Origin of the sequence: Chelatococcus sp. HY11 (assembly GCF_018398335.1) — a bacterium.
Lineage (GTDB): Bacteria > Pseudomonadota > Alphaproteobacteria > Rhizobiales > Beijerinckiaceae > Chelatococcus.
Genome location: NZ_JAHBRX010000001.1, coordinates 3721021 through 3739737 on the forward strand (window position 1 = coordinate 3721021; position 18717 = coordinate 3739737).

At 63.9% G+C, this 18717-nt stretch carries 13 protein-coding genes; 10 read left to right on the plus strand and 3 right to left on the minus strand.

The genetic code is table 11. The annotated features are described in order from the left end of the window. Positions 1 to 331 precede the first annotated feature (331 nt). The 3 genes from KIO74_RS16950 to KIO74_RS16960 all read left to right on the plus strand — a co-directional run bounded on the left by KIO74_RS16950 (position 332) and on the right by KIO74_RS16960 (position 5645). Positions 332 to 2140 (plus strand): acyl-CoA dehydrogenase C-terminal domain-containing protein, encoded by a 1809-nt coding sequence (locus KIO74_RS16950; RefSeq protein ID WP_213332970.1) that lies wholly within the window; start codon positions 332 to 334, stop codon positions 2138 to 2140. A 64-nt stretch (positions 2141 to 2204) separates the two neighbouring features. Further along, complete coding sequence (locus KIO74_RS16955; protein WP_213332971.1) at positions 2205 to 3413, plus strand: acetyl-CoA C-acetyltransferase; 1209 nt, start codon at positions 2205 to 2207, stop codon at positions 3411 to 3413. Between the two features lie 27 nt (positions 3414 to 3440). Then, positions 3441 to 5645: a 3-hydroxyacyl-CoA dehydrogenase NAD-binding domain-containing protein gene (locus KIO74_RS16960; RefSeq protein WP_213332972.1), complete on the plus strand. Its 2205-nt coding sequence runs from the start codon at positions 3441 to 3443 to the stop codon at positions 5643 to 5645. Between the two features lie 247 nt (positions 5646 to 5892). Here the strand turns inward: KIO74_RS16960 and KIO74_RS16965 are convergent, their stop codons facing one another. Beyond that, on the minus strand, positions 5893 to 9474 hold the full coding sequence (locus KIO74_RS16965; RefSeq protein ID WP_213332973.1) for a PAS domain-containing hybrid sensor histidine kinase/response regulator: 3582 nt from the start codon (positions 9472 to 9474) through the stop codon (positions 5893 to 5895). A gap of 517 nt (positions 9475 to 9991) precedes the next feature. On the opposite strand from KIO74_RS16965, the gene mscL reads away from it, so the two are divergent. Next, entirely contained in the window at positions 9992 to 10414 is a 423-nt protein-coding gene (mscL, locus tag KIO74_RS16970) for a large conductance mechanosensitive channel protein MscL (RefSeq protein ID WP_213335647.1), read from the plus strand. A gap of 40 nt (positions 10415 to 10454) precedes the next feature. On the opposite strand, the gene KIO74_RS16975 is transcribed toward mscL, so the two are convergent. Both KIO74_RS16975 and purU read right to left on the minus strand, forming a co-directional pair. After that, positions 10455 to 11660: a lytic murein transglycosylase gene (locus KIO74_RS16975; RefSeq protein ID WP_249731028.1), complete on the minus strand. Its 1206-nt coding sequence runs from the start codon at positions 11658 to 11660 to the stop codon at positions 10455 to 10457. Between the two features lie 147 nt (positions 11661 to 11807). Next, positions 11808 to 12671: a formyltetrahydrofolate deformylase gene (gene purU, locus KIO74_RS16980; RefSeq protein ID WP_213332974.1), complete on the minus strand. Its 864-nt coding sequence runs from the start codon at positions 12669 to 12671 to the stop codon at positions 11808 to 11810. A gap of 306 nt (positions 12672 to 12977) precedes the next feature. Here purU and KIO74_RS16985 point away from each other — a divergent pair, with 306 nt between their 5' ends. The 6 genes from KIO74_RS16985 to ptsN all read left to right on the plus strand — a co-directional run bounded on the left by KIO74_RS16985 (position 12978) and on the right by ptsN (position 18700). Beyond that, entirely contained in the window at positions 12978 to 13592 is a 615-nt protein-coding gene (locus KIO74_RS16985) for a ribonuclease D (RefSeq protein ID WP_213332975.1), read from the plus strand. A 135-nt stretch (positions 13593 to 13727) separates the two neighbouring features. After that, a complete protein-coding gene (gene lptC, locus KIO74_RS16990) occupies positions 13728 to 14399 on the plus strand; it encodes an LPS export ABC transporter periplasmic protein LptC (RefSeq protein WP_213332976.1) in 672 nt (223 codons plus the stop codon). A gap of 10 nt (positions 14400 to 14409) precedes the next feature. After that, positions 14410 to 15069 (plus strand): LptA/OstA family protein, encoded by a 660-nt coding sequence (locus KIO74_RS16995; protein WP_213332977.1) that lies wholly within the window; start codon positions 14410 to 14412, stop codon positions 15067 to 15069. 43 nt (positions 15070 to 15112) lie between these two features. Next, the gene (lptB, locus tag KIO74_RS17000; protein WP_249731029.1) at positions 15113 to 15940 is read left to right on the plus strand and encodes an LPS export ABC transporter ATP-binding protein; all 828 of its coding nucleotides are present in this window, start codon (positions 15113 to 15115) and stop codon (positions 15938 to 15940) included. A gap of 328 nt (positions 15941 to 16268) precedes the next feature. Beyond that, positions 16269 to 17816: an RNA polymerase factor sigma-54 gene (rpoN, locus tag KIO74_RS17005; RefSeq protein ID WP_213332979.1), complete on the plus strand. Its 1548-nt coding sequence runs from the start codon at positions 16269 to 16271 to the stop codon at positions 17814 to 17816. A 419-nt stretch (positions 17817 to 18235) separates the two neighbouring features. Next, complete coding sequence (gene ptsN, locus KIO74_RS17010; protein ID WP_213335653.1) at positions 18236 to 18700, plus strand: PTS IIA-like nitrogen regulatory protein PtsN; 465 nt, start codon at positions 18236 to 18238, stop codon at positions 18698 to 18700. The last annotated feature ends 17 nt before the right edge of the window (positions 18701 to 18717 follow it).

Consider the following 18717-nt stretch of genomic DNA (forward strand, 5'->3'; position numbering starts at 1 on the left):
GGTCACGTGCTTTCGCAGACATCTCTCTGAGTTGGGGCCACCGCGACTCCACAAAAGCGGCGGAATCGAAAGTCTGCCTCGCAAGCTCACTCTTTTCAATTTACGGTTAACAACCAGTTAACGAATCAAGTGGATGTTTGCACCAAATGGTTGTACCGTCCTGATGTGGCGTATTTTTCCTGATCAATCTGCGCAACGCGGTGTCTTCCGCCTGTATCCGCTTCACGTAAAATGGAAGCGGATGCATCATTCGTGCGCGCAAAATTGGCAAATGTCGTGAGTCTTCCTAGCTAACAGATAGCGGGAGGTCCCGACGGGAGGAGACGATATCGTGCCGAGCTACAAGGCGCCCCTGGACGAGGTGTTGTTCCTGATCAACGACGTGTTTTCCCTTGATCACTACAGCCATCTCGATGCCTTCACCGACGTCACGCCGGATCTCGCATCGGCGGTGCTGACGGAAGCCGCCAGAATCACCGAAGAAGGATTTGCCCCGCTCAATGCGATCGGCGACCGGCAGGGTTGCCATCGCGATGCCGATGGTTTCGTGCGCACGCCGGAGGGGTTCGGGGAGGCCTATGCAGAGTTCGTGAAGGGCGGCTGGGTCGGTCTCGCGACGCCGCCGGACTATGGGGGGCAGGGGCTGCCCTATACCTTCGCGGCCATCGTCAATGAATTCGCGTCCTCGGCCAACATGGCGCTCGCCATGTATCCCGGGCTGACGCAAGGCGCGATCGCGGCTCTTCTGCAACACGGCACGGCGGAACAGAAGGCGCTCTATCTGCCACCGATGGTGACGGGAACCTGGACCGGCACGATGAACCTCACCGAGCCGCAATGCGGCACGGATCTCGGTCTCATCCGCACGCGGGCCGAGCGCAAGAGCGATGGCACCTATGCCATCACCGGCACAAAGATTTTCATTTCCGCGGGCGAGCATGATCTCGCCAGCAACATCGTCCATCTCGTTCTCGCCCGGGTGGAGGGAGCGCCGGTCGGCACCAAGGGCCTCAGCCTGTTCATCGTGCCGAAATTCCTGGCGGCCAGCGGCGGGGTGAAAGGCGCCCGGAACCGGGTGAGCTGCGGCTCGATCGAGGAGAAGATGGGCATTCACGGCAATGCCACCTGCGTCATGAACTACGACGGGGCGACAGGCTGGCTCTTGGGCGAGGAAAACCGTGGCCTCAACGCGATGTTCACGATGATGAACGAGGCGCGGCTCGGCGTCGGCATCCAGGGCCTCGCGCTCTCCGAGGTGGCCTACCAGAACGCCGCGACTTATGCGCGAGACCGCCTGCAGGGGCGGGCGCTGACCGGCGCGGCCTTTCCCGCGCAGGCGGCCGATCCCATCATCGTCCACCCCGATGTCCGGCGCACGCTGTTGTCCATCAAGGCCTTCAACGCGGCCGCGCGGGCACTGGTGGTGTGGACGTCGCTCAAGGCCGATGTTGCACGTCAGGCGACAGATGAGGCCGAGCGTCAGGCCGCGGAAGATCATCTCGGCCTCCTGACGCCCGTGATCAAGGGCGTGCTCACCGACATCGGCTTCGACAACACCGTCAAGGCGCAGCAGATGTTCGGCGGACATGGCTATATCGTCGAGACCGGCGTCGAGCAGTTCGTGCGCGATGCCCGCATCGCCATGCTTTATGAAGGCGCCAACGGCATCCAGGCCATCGATCTGGTCGGGCGCAAGCTGCCCCGCGACGCGGGTCGGGCGATGCTGGCCTTCTTCGCGGAAGTGTCCGGGTTCCTCAAGGACAATGCCGAGCATGAGGGGGTCAAGCCTCACGTCGCGGGCATGAAGACCGCGCTCGACCACCTGCAGGAAGCCTCCATGTGGTTCATGCGCAACGCGCTCGGCAAACCTGACAATGCCGGCGCAGGCTCGACCGACTACATGCATCTCTTCGGGCTCGTGGCGCTCGGCTACATGTCGCTCAGGATCGCGAAGGCCGCCGCGGACAAGCGTGCCGATGCGCACGACGCCCATGACGACGGTGCCGTCGCGGTGATCGACACACGCCTGACGACGACACGGTTCTTCATGGAGAGGATACTGCCGGAGACCGCACTCAGGCTCAGCCGTGTCACGGCCGGCGCCGAGGGTGTCATGACGCTGCCGGCCGAGATGTTCTGACCGCGAGAGAGCCAGACCGCAACGTGGTGGCCAGCTTTGGTGCCGGCCGCAAGGGAGATCCGAGATGCCCGATGCCTTCATCTATGACCACGTCCGCACGCCGCGCGGGCGCGGCAAGCCAGACGGGGCGTTGCACACAGTCGAGTCGGTGGCTCTCGCGGCCGCCACGCTGTCCGCGCTCAAGGAACGCAACGGGCTCGACACGCGCCTCGTCGATGATGTCATCCTCGGCTGTGTCGATCCCGTCGGCGAGGCGGGGGGTGACATCGCGCGGGCGGCGGTATTCCTCGCGGACTACGGCAGCCACGTGCCCGGAATGCAGATCAACCGCTTCTGCGCCTCCGGGCTCGATGCTGTGAATATCGCGGCCGGGCAGGTGCTTTCGGGCCAGCACGAGCTCGCCATCGGCGGTGGTGTCGAATCCATGAGCCGTGTGGGTATCGGCGCCTCGGGAGGCGCCTGGCCCGTCGATCCGGCGGTTGCCGTGAAGTCCTATTTTATGCCGCAGGGCGTTTCCGCGGATCTTATCGCGACACGCTACGGCTTTTCCCGCGAAGCGGTGGACAGCTATGCGGTGGAAAGCCAACGCCGCGCCGCCCTCGCCTGGCGCGAGGGGCGCTTCTCCAGATCCATCGCGCCTGTCAAAGACGTGAACGGGCTCGTCCTGCTCGATCGTGACGAGCATATGCGTCCTGATACGACCGTCGAGGGGCTGGCGACGCTCAAGCCGTCCTTCGCGCAGATGGGCGAGCTCGGCGGCTTCGACGCGGTCGGCATTGCGGCCCATCCCGAGGTCGAGGCGATCGACCATGTGCACCACGCCGGCAATTCCTCCGGGGTCGTCGATGGCGCCGCCGCCGTGCTCATCGGTTCTGCCGCGGCCGGGCGGGCCATGGGGCTGAAGCCACGGGCCCGCATCAGGGCCTTCGCCAATATCGGCTCCGATCCAGCCCTCATGCTGACCGGGCCCGTGGATGTGACGCGGAAGCTGCTCGACCGGTCCGGACTGGCGATGTCGGATATTGATCTGTTCGAGGTCAACGAGGCTTTTGCGGCCGTGGTTCTCCGCTATCTTCAGGCCTTCGACCTCGATCCCGCCATCGTCAACGTGAATGGCGGCGCCATCGCCATGGGCCATCCGCTCGGGGCGACAGGCGCGATGATCCTGGGCACGGCGCTCGACGAACTGGAGCGGCGTCAGGCCGCGACGGCGCTCGTCACATTGTGCATCGGCGCGGGCATGGGTACTGCCACCGTCATCGAGAGGATGTGACCGGCGCGGCCGGATGGGAGATCGACCATGAATCTCGTCAACTTCCGTTTCGAGATCGACGCCGACGGCATTGCGCTCGCCACCTGGGACATGCCCGACCGCTCGATGAACATCATCACCACCGAGGTGATGGATGAGCTTACCCTGATCATCGACGGCGTCGCCGCCGACCCAGAGATCAAGGGCTGTGTCATCACCTCCGGCAAGGACAGCTTCTCGGGCGGCGCGGACCTCTCCATGCTGCAGGACCTCGGCCGCAGCTACGCGCTGCTCAAGGCCGAGCGCGGTGATGCCGAGGCGACACGCGTGTTCTTCGAGCAGTCGCGGCGCCTTTCGCAACTCTACCGGGCGCTGGAGACCTGCGGAAAGCCCTTCGCCGTGGCGATCCATGGTGTTTGCCTCGGTGGCGCCTTCGAACTCGCGCTGTCCTGCCACTACCGGGTGCTTTCGGATGCCGATTCGACGCGGGTCGGGCTGCCGGAAATCAAGGTTGGGCTCTTTCCCGGAGCCGGCGGCAGCCAGCGTCTGCCGCGGCTGATGCCGACGCCGGACGCGCTCCAGCTGATGGCGCGCGGTGAGCAGCTTCGGCCGGCTGCCGCGAAGAAGCTCAATATCGCGGGCGCGGTGGTGCCGCGCGAGCAGATCGTGGAGACGGCCAAGGCGTGGATCCGCCAGGGCGGCAAGGCGGTGGCGCCGTGGGACGAGCAAGGCTTCCGCCTGCCGTCCGGCAAGGTCTATTCGCCCACCGGCATGCAGATCTGGCCCGCCGCTAACGCGATCTATCGCCGGGAAACCCAGGACAATTATCCGGCGGGACGCGCGTTGCTGCAGGCGGTCTACGAGGGGCTGCAACTGCCGATGGATCAGGCGCTGAGGGTGGAGAGCCGCTACTTTGCCTCCATCCTGCGCTCGCCCGTGGCGACCGCGATGATCCGCACGCTGTTCCTGTCGAAGCAGGAGCTCGACAAGGGCGCGCGGCGGCCAAAGGAAATCCCCCCTTCGCGGCCGGCGACGGTCGGCATCGTCGGTGCCGGCTTCATGGGAGCGGCCGTCGCCTATGTCACGGCGCTCGCCGGTATCAAGGTCGTGCTGGTGGACCGGGATCAGGAAACGGCGGACAAGGGCAAGAGCTTGTCGCACAAGCTCATGACCGACCAGATCATGAAGGGGCGGGCGAAGACGTCCGATCGGGATCGTCTGCTCGAACTCATCACGGCGACGCCGGACTACACGGCCCTGTCCACTTGCGATCTCGTCATCGAGGCGGTGTTTGAGGACCCGAAGGTCAAGGCTGAGGTGCTTGGGCGCATAGATGCGGTGTTGAAGGAAGACGCGATCCTCGCCACCAACACCTCCACGTTGCCGGTGAGCGGACTGGCCCGCGCCGTCACCCGGCCCGAGCGCTTCGTCGGCATCCACTTTTTCTCGCCTGTGGAGAAAATGCTTCTCGTCGAGGTTATCCGGGGGCACGGAACGGGCGACCGCGCGCTCGCGGTGGCGCTTGATTTCGTGCGGGCTCTCAAGAAGACGCCGATCGTCGTCAACGACGCCCGGGGCTTCTACGCCAATCGCTGCGTGCTCGCCTATGTGCGCGAGGGGCATATCATGCTCGGGGAGGGCGTACCCCCGGCGATGATCGAGAATGTGGCGAAGCAGGCCGGCATGCCGGTGGGCCCGCTGGCCCTCAATGATGAGGTCGCGCTCGATCTTGCGCTCCGCATCCTCCGGGCCACAAAGGCGGAGGTAGGAAATGATGCTGTCGATCCGGCGCAGGAGGCTCTGCTCGTTGCCCTCGTGGAGGGGGAGAGCCGGCTCGGACGCAAGAACGGCAAGGGCTTCTATGACTATCCGGAGGGCAAGCCGAAGCACCTGTGGGTGGGATTGCGCGCCTTTCAGCCTGTCCAGCAGAACCCGGACACCAGTGACATCGCGGTGTTGAAGCAGCGCTTCCTTGTGGTCCAGGCGCTTGAGGCCGCGCGCGCCATCGAGGAAAAGGTGCTGATCGACCCGCGCGAGGGTGATGTCGGCGCCATCCTCGGCTTCGGCTTCGCACCGTTCACGGGAGGACCCCTCTCCTACATCGATGGCATGGGCGCCGCGACCTTCGTGGGCTTGAGCGAGCGTCTGGCCGCCGTGCACGGCCCGCGGTTCGTGCCCTGTGATCTCCTCGTGGAGATGGCCCGCACCGGTGGCGCCTTTTATGCTCAGGACGAGCGAAGCGCGGCGGCATAGTGCATCGGGCTGCAAAGCTGGATGCCGGTTTTCGGCAAAATGAGCCGGCCTCACACAAATCCACGTCGTCATTCCGGGGCGGGCCGTAAGGCCCGAGCCCGGAACCCATGAACACGGCGGAAAACGAATAGCATGCCGGACCGATGCGTCGTCTTGTCAGACGCTGTGTTCATGGATTCCGGGCTCCTCGCTGACGCGAGGCCCCGGAATGACGGCGTCAAGAGGGCGATGTCTCGCAGCAGAAATCTCATTCCGCAGCGATGTTGGGCGCCGCCTGCCAGTGTACGAACAGTGCCCGGATCGCGGCGGGCTTCAGGGGCTTTTCTAGCACATGGATGTCGGCCGCGCGGGCGCGTTCACGCACCTCCGGTGACCGATCCGCGGTCACGAGCACGGCGGGCAGGGCGCGGCCGAGCTTCTGGCGTAGCGCCAGGATCGCGGCGATGCCCTCGCCGTCGTCGAGATGATAGTCGGCAACGAGGACATCCGGCATGAAGCCGCCATCGACCAGGGTCTCGGCTTCAGGGAGGCCACACGCGGTCGCGATGCGGCATCCCCAGCTCGAGAACAGAACACGCATGCCGTCCGCCACCACCGGCTCGTTGTCGATGGCGAGGACCGCGAGATTTTCCAATGTGCCGAAGCTCGGCGCCGCGAGGTCCCGGGTCGGCAGGTTGGTGGGCACGCTGTCGGCGATTGGCAGTTCGACGCTGAACATGGAGCCATGGCCGGGCACCGATCTGAGCGTGACCTTATGGTCGAGCACGCGCGCTATGCGCTCGACGATGGAGAGGCCGAGCCCCAGGCCGCGCGCCATATGCGCGGCGTCAAGCCGCTGAAACTCGCGGAAGATGATGCGGTGCTGGCTGGTCGGGATGCCGGGGCCGGTATCCCACACCTCGACCTTCAACGTGCCGCGCTCGGTGCGCCGGCATCCCACCAGTACACGCCCGGCCGGCGTATATTTCACGGCGTTGGAGACGAAGTTCTGCAGGAGGCGCCGCAGCAGACGGCGGTCGGAACGGACGGCGAGGGAGGAGCGCACGAAGGTCAGCGCGATGCCCTTCTCCTCCGCCATCAACTCGAATTCGCGCTGCAAGGGAACCAGCAGGTCATCGATGCGGAAATTCGAGAGTTCGGCCTTGAGGGCTCCCGCATCAAGCCGGGCGATGTCGAGGAGAGCCGTCAGGATTTCCTCGACGGTATCGAGCGAGGCCTGCACATTCTCGGCGAGCGACGGGTCTCCCTCGCGGCGGTCGCGTTCGGCGAGGGCGGTCGCATAGAGGCGGGCCGCGTTCAGCGGCTGCAGAATGTCGTGACTGGCGGCGGCGAGGAAGCGGGTTTTCGACGCATTGGCATCCTCGGCCTCACCCTTGGCGCGTGACAGTTCCTGGTTCAGCCGCTCCAGTTCCTCCGTGCGCTCCTTGACGCGACGCTCGAGTGTTTCGTTGGCGCGCGCCAGCTCCTCTTCCGTCGAGACCGTGTCGGTGATGTCGGCATAGGTCGTCACGATGCCGCCGTCAGGCAGCCGGTTCGACCGGATTTCGATGACATTGCCGGAGGGAAACAGCTTGAGGCGCACGGGCGCGCGGTCATCCATCAGGCTCTCAATCCGCGCGGCGAGAAGCTGCTCCGGGTGGCCGTCGCCGTAGGCGCCGCGCGCAATGTTGGAACGGACGATCTCGTCGAGCCCGACGCCCACGCGCATGAGATAAGGCGGAAGATTGTAGATGTCGCAGAACGCCCGGTTCCACCCCATCAGGCGCAGGTCCTTGTCGAAGATCGTGATGCCCTGGCTCGCGTGGTCGAGCCCGTGTTGCAGCAGATCCCGGTTGTACTGGATGGCGGCCGAGGCATCGTCGAGGAGCTTGAGCGCCGCGGTGGCTGACACATTGCGGCGCAGCAGCAGCGACAGAACGAGCCGCGAGGACGCTGCCCCGATGGCGGAGGCCAGCAGATGCTCGGTCTGGCGCAGAAGGTGAAGATCCGCCTCGCTGTCGTCGGCAAGCGGCGTGCCGCGCGCGGTGGTGAAGCTGGCGAAGGCGCGTTCGGCCCGCTCGGCGCCGAGATAGCGCGCGACGGTCGAGCGCAGCTCCGCGACACTGACGGCGGACCGGCGCAGGCGGAGGTTCTGCGTGATGGCCGGCGTGCCGAGGTAGTTCTTGCTGGTGAAGAGCTGTGCCTGCAAGGTCTCCATGACATTGGCGGGCCGCATGAAGGAAAAGCCGATATAAGCCGTCACGTTGATGGCAAGGCTCCAGAGCACGCCGTGGGTCAGCTGCGGGAGGTCGGTCCCGAAAAGCGCGGTTGGCCTGAGCGCGGTGATGCCGAAGGGCCCTTCGGCAATCAGTTCCGCCGCGAGGCCGCCCGTCGGCGCCAGGCTCGGGAGAAGCAGCGTGTAAAGCCAGACGCTGAAGCCCGCGACGAGGCCGGCGCCGGCGCCTCGGGCGGTGCCGCGCCGCCAGAACAGGCCGCCGAAGAAGGCCGGCGCGATCTGCGCGACAGCGGCGAAGGACAGGAAGCCAATCGCGGCGAGTTGCGCCTCGCCGGCCATGCGGAAATAGGCATAGCCGAGGAAGATGATCGTCACGATGGCGATGCGGCGCGTCACCAGCACGAATGTGCCGAGGTCGCCCATCGTGCCCGCCGCGTCCCGCATGGCGCTTTGCAAGAGCGAGCCCCGATCCGCTCCGCGCCGCCGCAGCCAGCCCCTCCGCCGCAAAACGAAGGGCATGACGAGATCGTTGGAGATCATGATGGCGAGAGCCACGGAATCGACGATGACCATGGCGGTTGCCGCCGACAGGCCGCCGATGAAGGCGATGAGCGCGATGCCGCCGGCATTCACGGAGAGCGGCAGGGCCAGCACGGTCATGTCGTGGTCGATGGTGCCGGGCTGGAACAGGAGCTGTCCGGCAAAGGCGAGCGGCAGGACGAACAGGTTGATGAGAACGAGGTAAAGCGGAAACAGCCAGGACGCGGTGCGCACATCGCGCAGGTTGCGGTTTTCCACGATCATCATGTGGAACTGGCGGGGCAAGAGCAGGGCCGCCGCACTCGACAGAATGATCATCGCAAGGAAGGGCAGGGGCGGTGAGGTGCCTTTGGTGACGGAATGGGCATGCTCGGTGGCGGCGATGCGGTCGAAGATGTCCGACACCCCGTCGAACATCCAGTACGACACGAACAGCCCGACTGTCAGAAACGCGAAAAGCTTGACCGCCGACTCCACGGCGATCGCCAGCACAAGGCCGTTCTGGGGCTTGGTCGCGTCAATATGGCGTGTGCCGAAGGCAACCGAGAAGGTTGCGAGCACGCAGGCGACGACAAAGGCGAGGTCGCCGAAGATCATCGTCGAGCTCGACAGGCCGGTGACCCGGCTCGCATCCAGGAAGGCGGTGAGCGAATTCGAGACGGCCTTCAGCTGCAAGGCGATATAAGGCACCGTGCCGACGACCGCGATCAGCGTGACGAAAGCCGCGATGCGGTCGTCCTTGCCGTAGCGCGCTGCCACGAAATCGGCGATCGTCGTGATGTTCTGCGCCTTGGCCAATCGCACGATATGCATCACGAGGCGGGTGCCGAGCCCGATGACGAGGATCGGCCCGATATAGATGGTGAGGAAGTCGAGACCCGCGCGCTCAGCCAGCCCGACGCCGCCGAAGAAGGTCCAGGAGGTGCAGTAGACCGCGAGCGCCAGGGCATAGATGAGCGCGCCCGACCGACCGACCATCAGGCCCTTGCCGAACAGGGTGCCGGCTCGCGCCACCGCGAAGAGGCCGCTGAGATAGACTAGCGCGGAGAGAACAACGGCCCAATCGGCGATCATGAAGCACCTTGCCGGGGCACTGTCATGCCCGCAACGAGGGTGCTGGCTTGCCAGCCAGCCGGACGGTGGCTCTGATCTCCGCGTGTGAAGCGGGCGTCATGAATCTCAATCTGCATTGGATGCCCGCAGTCCTCCCCCCAGACATCAAGGCACGCAACCATCCAGGTACTGAACATCGTCCTTTTAAAGCAAGGCACTCAGAGTTCAGAGCGCCAAACTCCAGCCTATGTGGCTCATTTCTTTGGGAAGAGTAGCGTCGACGGTGAAAAACGGCAAATATTGGGCGATTCGCATCGCCCGGGAGCTGGGACACCTGGCAAAGGACACCTGGCAAGGGACACCTGGACCGTGGCGTCTGCCGCCGTTGAGAGAGGATGAGCAGGGCGTGATTGCTCACAATCCCATATTGGAGTGTGTTCCGATCGAACAATCCGGTCCGTCTTTAAGTTTCCCGCGTACCGGGCTTCGCCAGAACAGGCTTTAAGTCGACCAAAACAGGAAGGGTCTCGTTATGTCCATGGTCAAGGAGTTTCGGGAGTTTGCCCTCAAGGGCAATGTCATCGATCTCGCCATCGGTGTCATCATCGGCGCCGCGTTCAGCCGTATCGTCGAATCCGTCGTCAATGATCTCTTCAACCCCATCCTGGGTGCCATCACCGGTGGCGGTATCGATTTCGCGAATTATTTCCTCCCGCTGAGCAGCAATGTCACGGCGACATCCCTGGCCGCGGCGCGCGAACAGGGCGCGGTTCTCGCATGGGGCAACTTCGTCACCGTCGCGATCAACTTCCTGATCGTCGCGTGGATTCTCTTCCTCGTCGTCAAGGGCATCAACAGGCTGCGTCGCCAGGAAAAGGTCGAGGAAAAGGCGCCCGAGGCTCCGGCCGATGTGAAGTTGTTGACCGAGATCCGAGACCTTCTCGCCGCGCAGCGCCGATAACCCTGAGCTCCCCGCCTAGCCGTTTCCCTCCCAAGTCCCGTCAATTGCGGCGCAGGGTCTCCAGCAGCTCCTGCGAAGGATAGGAATCCGCGGGCAGGCCAAAACGGCTCTGGGCATCGCGTACGGCTGTGCGCGTCGCGGTGCCCAGTTTGCCGTCGATGGGGCCAGGGTCCCATCCCTTCGCCGAAAGGAGCCTCTGCAGGTCGGACGTGTCCTGGGCATTGAGGGGTGTGACGCGCCCGCGCCCCCTGTTGATCGGCGGCGCGCCAGCGAGGCGATCGGCGAGGTAGGCCGCCGTCGTCGAATAGACCAGGGACTGGTTCCATTTCAGGAACACCTGGAAATTGTCATAGGCGAGGAAGGCCGGGCCGAGCCGTCCCATCGGCAGATGAAGTGACGCCTCCCGCTCTTCCGCAGGCAGGGCGCCGCCATTCGGCAGGGTCACGCCCCATTGGGCCCAGACCGAAACCGGGTGCTTGATGGCGAGATCCGCCTGTTTCCAGTCCAGGCTTTCGGGCACGCGTACCTCGCGCAGCCAGGGCTCCCCACGGCGCCAACCGAGCGACTTCAGGAAATTGCCGGCCGAAGCCAGGGCATCGGCGCGACTGCGTAAGAGATCGCGGCGGCCGTCACCATCCTCGTCCACCGCGTATTTCAGGTAGTAGGACGGCATGAACTGAAACTGGCCGAGCTCTCCCGCCCAGGCGCCGCGCATGTCGCTGGCCTGGAGATCGCCGCGGTCTATGATTTTCAGAGCGTCAATCAGTTCGGCGCGGAACATCGCCGGGCGGCGGCAATCATAGGCCAACGTGGCCAGCGAGCGCAGCGTGGACATGTTGCCCATCACTGCGCCGAAGTCTGTCTCGAGACCCCAGAACGCCACGATCACCGGCCCGGGCACCCCGTAGGTTCGCGCGATATGGTCGAACGTCGCGGCTTCGCTTTTCAGGAAGCGACCTCCGCGCAAAAGCCGGTCAGCCGAAACCATTCGATCAGAGAACTGCAGAAAGCTCTGCTGGAAGACGCCCTGCGCCCGATCCCGCGCCACGATCTGAGGATCGTAGGTAAGGCCGTTGAGGGCCGCGAGCCCGCGCGGTGTCACACCTGCAGCGGCGGCCTCCGACTTCACGTCCGCGAGCCAGGCTTCGAAGGGCTGGCGGGTGGAGCAGGAAGCGGCCAGAGCCGAAGACAAGGTTGCTCCCGAAAAAAGCAGCACGGCTGCAATCGTCCGAAACATGGTCTTCATGCGTCACCTCGGTGCCCGATGCTTCTCGCGGCGTAGCGCGGCAAAGGGTCCGCCGAGAGTGAGGAGCGGCTGCTCCGGGGTCAAGCCGGGGCTCAAATCACGGTGAACGGCAGTTGAGCGGGACGCTTCGGGAAGCCTGCTTCGCTTTTAGGCATCAAATACGACCGTCTTGCGGCCATTGAGGATGACGCGATCCTCCAGGTGATAGCTGAGCGCGCGCGCGAGCACCCGCCGCTCGATATCCCGCCCCTTGCGGACGAGATCCTCGGGGAAATCCGCGTGGCTGACCCGCTCCACGTCCTGCGCGATGATCGGACCTTCGTCGAGATCACTGGTGACGTAATGCGCGGTCGCACCGATGACCTTGACGCCACGCGCGAAGGCCTGGTGATACGGCTTGGCACCCTTGAAGCCGGGCAGGAAGGAATGGTGGATATTGATGCACCGCCCGGCGAGCTTCGCCGCGAGCCCTTCCGACAGCACCTGCATATAGCGGGCGAGGACGACCACGTCGCTCCGCGTCGACTGCACCAGCTCCCACAGGGCGTGCTCCTGCTCGAGCTTGGTGTCCTTGGTCACGGGCAGATAATGGAAGGGAATGCCGTCGAAGTCGTGATGCGCGTAGGTGTCGCGCGGATGGTTGGCGACGATGGCCGCGATGTCCATCGGCAACTCCTCGATCCGCCAGCGGTAGAGGAGGTCGGCGAGGCAATGGTCGAATTTCGAGACGAGAATCATCACACGGCGTCGCGCCGCCGGATCGCTCATGCGCCAATCCATAGCGAAGCGCTCGGCTATGGCTCGGAAGCCATCTTCCAGAACGGCCTGGCTCGGCTCGGCCGCCACGCGATCGAAGACAACACGCATGAAGAACCGGCCGGTCTCGGTGTCGTCGAACTGGTGAGCCTGGTTGATGTTGCAACCCGTCTCGAACAGGTAGGTCGACACGGCGGAAACGATGCCGGGGCGGTTGATGCACGACAGCGTCAGCACATGGTTGGCACGAGACATCGGGAACTCCGGCGGCCTTGACGAATACGGTTCCGTGGCGGGGCCACGCCTTGTCGCGACCCTGGCGGCTTCATGCCGTTGCCGGGCGGAGAACGCAAGAGCCACGCATGCGAGGTCTGAGAATGCCAGGGTGCCGCGCTCCTGCGCGGCGGCCGTGTGTCGTAATTGTGGCGATTGCTTGTCGCGGCCCCTTGTGAAGTGTTACACCCACGGCAGCTTTTCGACCCGAAAGGGGCCGGGCGGGCCGGAGGCGGCCTTGCGGCTCGCCGGGTTGGATATTACGTGATTTCAACACCAAGGTGCTGAATGGCCATTCGTCTGCATCGCGGAGATCTTCCGCCAGGTCTTGATTTCGGCGCGTCAGTCGCGGTCGATACGGAGACGCTTGGTCTCAATCCGCACCGCGACCGGCTCTGTGTCGTTCAGCTCTCCCGTGGCGACGGGTCGGCGGAGGTTGTGCAGATCCTTCGCGACGGCCCGCCACCAGAGAATTTGATCAGGCTCCTCGCTGATCCCGGGGTGGTGAAGATCTTCCATTTCGCGCGTTTCGACCTCGCCGTGCTGTTCCATCGGCTGGGGGTCATGCCGGCGCCGGTCTATTGCACGAAGATCGCCTCGAAGCTCACGCGCACCTATACGGACCGCCACGGCCTCAAGGACCTCCTGAAGGAACTGCTTTCGGTCGATATCTCAAAACAGCAGCAATCCTCCGATTGGGGCGCCGACACATTGACGGACGCCCAGATCGCCTATGCCGCATCCGATGTCCTGCATCTCCATGCCCTGAGGGAGAAGCTGGATATATCCCTCGCCCGCGAGGGAAGGACTGAGATCGCGGCCGCTTGTTTCGATTTTCTGCCGACCCGGGCCCGGCTCGACCTTCTCGGCTGGCCTGATGTCGACATTTTCGCGCATAGTTGAGCGACCGGTTGGCGATCAGACGCCGGACAGGCCACAACTTCGCCACGGGTTTCGCTGATTGAAGGGCGTGATGCTAGGAGGGCCGCGCGGGTTCAGGACACGATGGATCAACCGACCCTGGAGATGAGGCCGCCGTTGGGGGCACCAAACACTAGCAGCGCCAAGCGTTTACAGCGCGGCGGTTACGCGGCCGCTGTGAAGCATTCCGCGCGCGTGCGCTTCTTCAAGAAGGCTATCCCCATCGGCGCGGCGACTGCCGTGATCCTCGTGCTGATCATTGGCATCTTCGATCCTTTCGGCCGCTTGCGCGGCCTCTCCCTCGGCCCGGTGAGCCTGTCCGGCACGAAGATCACGATGGCGGCGCCGAAGCTGCGCGGATACCGCGCGGGGTCGAGGCCCTATGAGATGACCGCGGCATCGGCGTCCCAAGATGCGCGCAAGCCCAATATCGTGGAACTCAACGATATTACCGGGAAGGTGACGTTGGAGAACAACGGCCAGGCTCATATCGAGGCGACGACGGGCGTTTATGACTCCCAGACCGAGCTTCTGGAACTTGCTGGCCGCGTCAATGTGCGGACTGACACGGGCTACAGCGCCCATCTCACGACGGCATCCGTCGACTTCAAGGGCGGCAAGGTTTCATCGGCGGAGCCGGTGAGGGTTGATATCGATGGAGGCTCGATTAAAGCGGATAAGCTTGATATCGATGACAATGGCAAGCACATCGTCTTCCAAGGGCGGGTGCGAGCCATCATGGAATCTGATAAGGCCCGATCGAACCCTCCTGCTCCTACGAACGATTGAGAGACGAGCCATGAAGCGTTGCTTCCTATCGCATCTAGGCTTCGCCCTGGCCCTACCGATCGCGGTTGCCGCAGTTGCGCCTGCCGCTTTCGCCCAGAAAGTTGCGCAGCAACAGCAACAGCAACAGCAAGGGCCAAAGAATTCGCCTCTCGGAGGTATCGGCTCCAACAACAAGGAGCCGATCAAGATCGACGCCGATCGCCTGGATATCTTCGATCGGGAGCAGCGCGCCAGCTTCTCCGGCAATGTGGTTGCCGTGCAGGGCGACACGACCATGCGGTGCTCGCTGCTCAACGTCTACTATGAGCAAAGCGCGATGGGCGGTGCCACCGGCGCGCAACGGCCGGCGCAACCCGCTGCCCAGCCCGGTGGGGAGAACAGCAATATCCGCAGGCTCGACTGCAAGGGGCCCGTGACGGTCGTCTCCAAGGACCAGACCGCGACTGGCGAGAACGCGACCTATGACCGGGGCGACAACAAGGTCATCCTCACTGGGCGCGTCGCTTTGAGCCAAGGTCCCAATGTGCAGCAATGCGATCGCATCGTCTATAATTTGGACACGAGCATCGCCAATTGTGAATCCCGCCCGGGTGGCCGCGTGCAGGGTGTCTTCGTTCCCGGCAGCGCCGAGCCTGGGCAGAAGCCGGCCCAATCGCGCCAGGGCCGCTGAGCGGCGACCGGACGGGCGGCCGGGCGTTATAATGGATCAGGTAATGGATCAAACAGTCGGCGCCAGCTACGCCGCTTCCTCGCATGAGATCTCTGGTGGTGCCCTCTCATCGGCGAGCGAGGGAGCCGTGCAGGGCCGCGTCATGGGAAGCGGCATTCTCTCGGTGCATGGCCTCGAGAAAAGCTATCGCGGCCGAACCGTCGTGCAGGACGCGACGCTGCATCTCAGCAACGGCGAGGCCGTCGGCCTGCTTGGGCCGAATGGTGCCGGCAAGACGACGATCTTCTACATGATCACCGGGCTGGTAGGCGCGGACCGGGGCATGATCAGCCTTGATGGCCACGACATCACCCATCTGCCGATGTATCGGCGGGCGCGCCTCGGGATCGGCTATCTTCCCCAGGAAGCCTCGATCTTCCGCGGGCTGAGCGTCGAGGACAATATCCGTGCCGTGCTCGAGGCCGTGGAACCCGACCGCAAGGCACGGGACCGTAAACTCGATGAGCTGCTCGAGGAATTCGATATAGCGCGATTGCGGAAGTCACCCTCCATCGCGCTGTCTGGCGGTGAAAGGCGTCGCTGCGAGATTGCGCGTGCGCTCGCCGGCAATCCATCGTTCATGCTTCTCGACGAACCCTTCGCGGGTATCGATCCCATCGCGGTCGGTGACATCCAGAATCTCGTGCGGCACCTGACCCGCAGGGGTATCGGGGTACTTATCACCGACCATAATGTGCGAGAGACGCTCGGGCTGATCGACCGGGCCTATATCATCCACTCCGGTCGTGTGCTGACCGAAGGTACACCGGACGAGATTATCGCTGATCAGGACGTTCGTCGGCTCTATCTCGGTGAAGATTTTCACCTGTGATTTTTTGCGGGCCGCGCGCCCTTCGAAGGCAAAGAGCCCAAGCTGCTCAATTCATAAGCATTTTGCTGTTTAACCATCACGCCGGATTGCCGCATGGCCGCATTCAGCACGCGCATTGCGCCTTTGACGCCGCGCTCGCAACCAGATAGAGATTGAACGCAAGAATTATGCCGATTTCTACCTGAGGTATCTCACTACGCGCGACGCAATCCGTGGCGTGGGAAGAGCAGGATCGATCGGCGAGCCGGGGGCATGTTCGCCGCGCCGAGGTGGGGCCACTTTAGCGGGATGTCTTCCGGCCATCGGCTGAGGGTGGTGGGCGTCGGCAATGGCTCTATCTCACAGACTTGAATTGCGCCAAGGGCAGTCCTTGGTCATGACGCCGCAGCTGTTGCAGGCGATCAAGCTGCTGCAGTTGTCGCATTTCGAGCTCATGGCGCATGTCGAGGCGGAACTCGAGACAAATCCCCTTCTGGAACGCGGCGGCGATGTTGCCGACGGCTTCGATGGGGCTGACGAGCGGCACGCCGATGCTCACGAGCCGGCGCCTCCCGCGTCCTTCGATACTCCTCTCGATCCCGCTGACTGGAGCCAGCCTGACGGCGGGCTCCAGCGCGAGACAATCGAGGCGGATTTCGGCACGACATTCGACAATGTCTTTCAGGACGAGGCGCCGCTACGGGCCGCAGAGGCTGCTGGCGGAAGTGAATTGCCGGTGTCGTCCTCCCTCTGGAGCGGCGTGGGCGGCGGCGGCTTCGACGACGACATGGATTTCGCCGCGACGCTTGTCGCGGACGAGACCCTTCACGGTCATCTCGAAGCCCAGCTCGATCTCGCCACGACGGATCCCGTTACCCAATTGATCGGCCGCTTCCTGATCGACGCCATCGACGAGGCGGGCTATCTCGCGGAGGATCTCGCGGTCATCGCGGATCGGCTCGACGTGGGCGTCAGCCGGGTAGAACTTGTGCTCAAGCTCGTCCAGAGCTTCGAGCCCTCCGGCGTAGGCGCGCGCAGCCTCGCCGAATGTCTTGCCATCCAGCTCAGAGAGCTGGACCGCTTCGATCCGGCGATGGAGGCCCTCGTCGCCAACCTGCCGCTGGTCGCGCGCCGGGATTTCCAGGCCCTCAAGCGCATTTGCGGGGTGGACGACGAGGATCTCGCCGACATGCTGGCGGAAGTGCGCCAGCTTGATCCGAAGCCGGGCCGTGCCTTCGGTTCCACGCCAGTCCAGCCACTGGTGCCGGATGTGTTCGTGCGGACAGCGCCCGATGGGAGCTGGCTTATCGATCTCAATCCGGAGACGCTGCCGCGGGTGCTCGTCAACCAGACCTACCACGCCAAGGTGGCGCGCCATGCGCGCAACGATACGGAAAAGGCCTATATCGCCGATTGCCTCCAGAATGCCACCTGGCTGCAGCGCAGCCTTGAGCAGCGAGCCAAGACCATTCTGAAGGTTGCCTCCGAGATCGTGCGCCAGCAGGACGGCTTCTTCGCCTATGGCGCGGAGCATCTGCGTCCATTGAACCTTAAGACAGTGGCGGATGCGATCGGCCTTCACGAATCAACCGTCTCCCGCGTGACGTCGAACAAGGCGATCGGTACAAGCCGTGGCGTCTTCGCGATGAAATATTTCTTCTCGGCGGCAATCGCGGGGGTAACGGGCGCTGAGAGCCATTCGGCGGAAGCTGTTCGCCATCGCATCAAGCAGATGATCGATCAGGAAACGCCGCGCGACATTCTGTCCGATGATGCCATTGTCCAGAAACTGCGTGACAGTGGCATCGATATTGCGCGGAGGACGGTCGCCAAATACCGCGAATCGTTGCGCATCCCGTCCTCGGTCGAGCGACGGCGGATGCATCAGCGGGCGTGACCGCGAAACCGTGAGCCATTAAACGCTTGAGGCGCGTTGACAGATCCTGGGGAGCTTTCTAGGACTTGGCGCTAGAGACTGACGTGAATGGATGATCAAGGCTCACGACGTGATCGCCCCGGCCAGGCAGGGAGGAACAGATGGTTTTGCGGCTTTTCCACGATCAGCATTCAGCGCTCTTTTGCTGCATTTCCAACGTTCTTGCCAATTATACAGGCGGTCATTGCCCTGATCGCGCGATCGCACCAGCTCGTCCCCCTAGCGGCGGACCTCGCAACATCGTATATCGTCGTGATGAGGAGCTTCGGGAATATCCGCCCGAGCCATGTTTCGAGGGGCAGGCCTGACATCGTATCGGCCTTGAAGGCCGTTTCATAACGATCTCGCGGGGGCGGCCTTTGCCGCACGTACTCAAGACGATGGCTCTGATCGACATCATATCTCCGAACGCTGTTTTGCCCTCTCTCAAGGTCAACGGCAAAAAGCAGGCACTCCAGGAAGTCGCCAGCCAGGCTGCCCGACTTCTCAATCTCGATGATCGCGAGATCTTCGAGGCGCTGCTTCAGCGCGAGCGCCTGGGATCGACCGGCATCGGTGACGGCATCGCCATTCCGCATGGCAAGCTGGCCCATGTCGACAAGCTGTTCGGGCTCATGGCCCGGCTTGAGCGCCCTATCGATTTCGAGGCCCTCGACGGCCAGCCCGTCGATATCATTTTTCTGCTCCTGGCACCGGAGACGGCGGGCGCGGACCACCTCAAGGCGCTCGCCCGGATTGCCCGGCTGTTGCGCGAGCCGGGTCTGGTCGACAGCATACGTGCCACCCGGGACGCGTCGGCGCTTTATGCCCTTATTACCCAGAGCGCGGTTTCGCACCCGGCATAGGTCCACCCTGGAGAGGG

Bases quoted from the DNA above. Each gene is read 5' to 3' on its own strand.
- KIO74_RS16955 (WP_213332971.1), top strand. From the start codon at position 2,205: ATGCCCGATGCCTTCATCTATGACCACGTCCGCACGCCGCGCGGGCGC.
- KIO74_RS16960 (WP_213332972.1), top strand. From the start codon at position 3,441: ATGAATCTCGTCAACTTCCGTTTCGAGATCGACGCCGACGGCATTGCG.
- KIO74_RS16965 (WP_213332973.1), bottom strand. From the start codon at position 9,474: ATGATCGCCGATTGGGCCGTTGTTCTCTCCGCGCTAGTCTATCTCAGC.
- mscL (WP_213335647.1), top strand. From the start codon at position 9,992: ATGGTCAAGGAGTTTCGGGAGTTTGCCCTCAAGGGCAATGTCATCGAT.
- KIO74_RS16975 (WP_249731028.1), bottom strand. From the start codon at position 11,660: ATGAAGACCATGTTTCGGACGATTGCAGCCGTGCTGCTTTTTTCGGGA.
- purU (WP_213332974.1), bottom strand. From the start codon at position 12,671: ATGTCTCGTGCCAACCATGTGCTGACGCTGTCGTGCATCAACCGCCCC.
- KIO74_RS16985 (WP_213332975.1), top strand. From the start codon at position 12,978: ATGGCCATTCGTCTGCATCGCGGAGATCTTCCGCCAGGTCTTGATTTC.
- KIO74_RS16995 (WP_213332977.1), top strand. From the start codon at position 14,410: ATGAAGCGTTGCTTCCTATCGCATCTAGGCTTCGCCCTGGCCCTACCG.
- lptB (WP_249731029.1), top strand. From the start codon at position 15,113: ATGGATCAAACAGTCGGCGCCAGCTACGCCGCTTCCTCGCATGAGATC.
- rpoN (WP_213332979.1), top strand. From the start codon at position 16,269: ATGGCTCTATCTCACAGACTTGAATTGCGCCAAGGGCAGTCCTTGGTC.
- ptsN (WP_213335653.1), top strand. From the start codon at position 18,236: ATGGCTCTGATCGACATCATATCTCCGAACGCTGTTTTGCCCTCTCTC.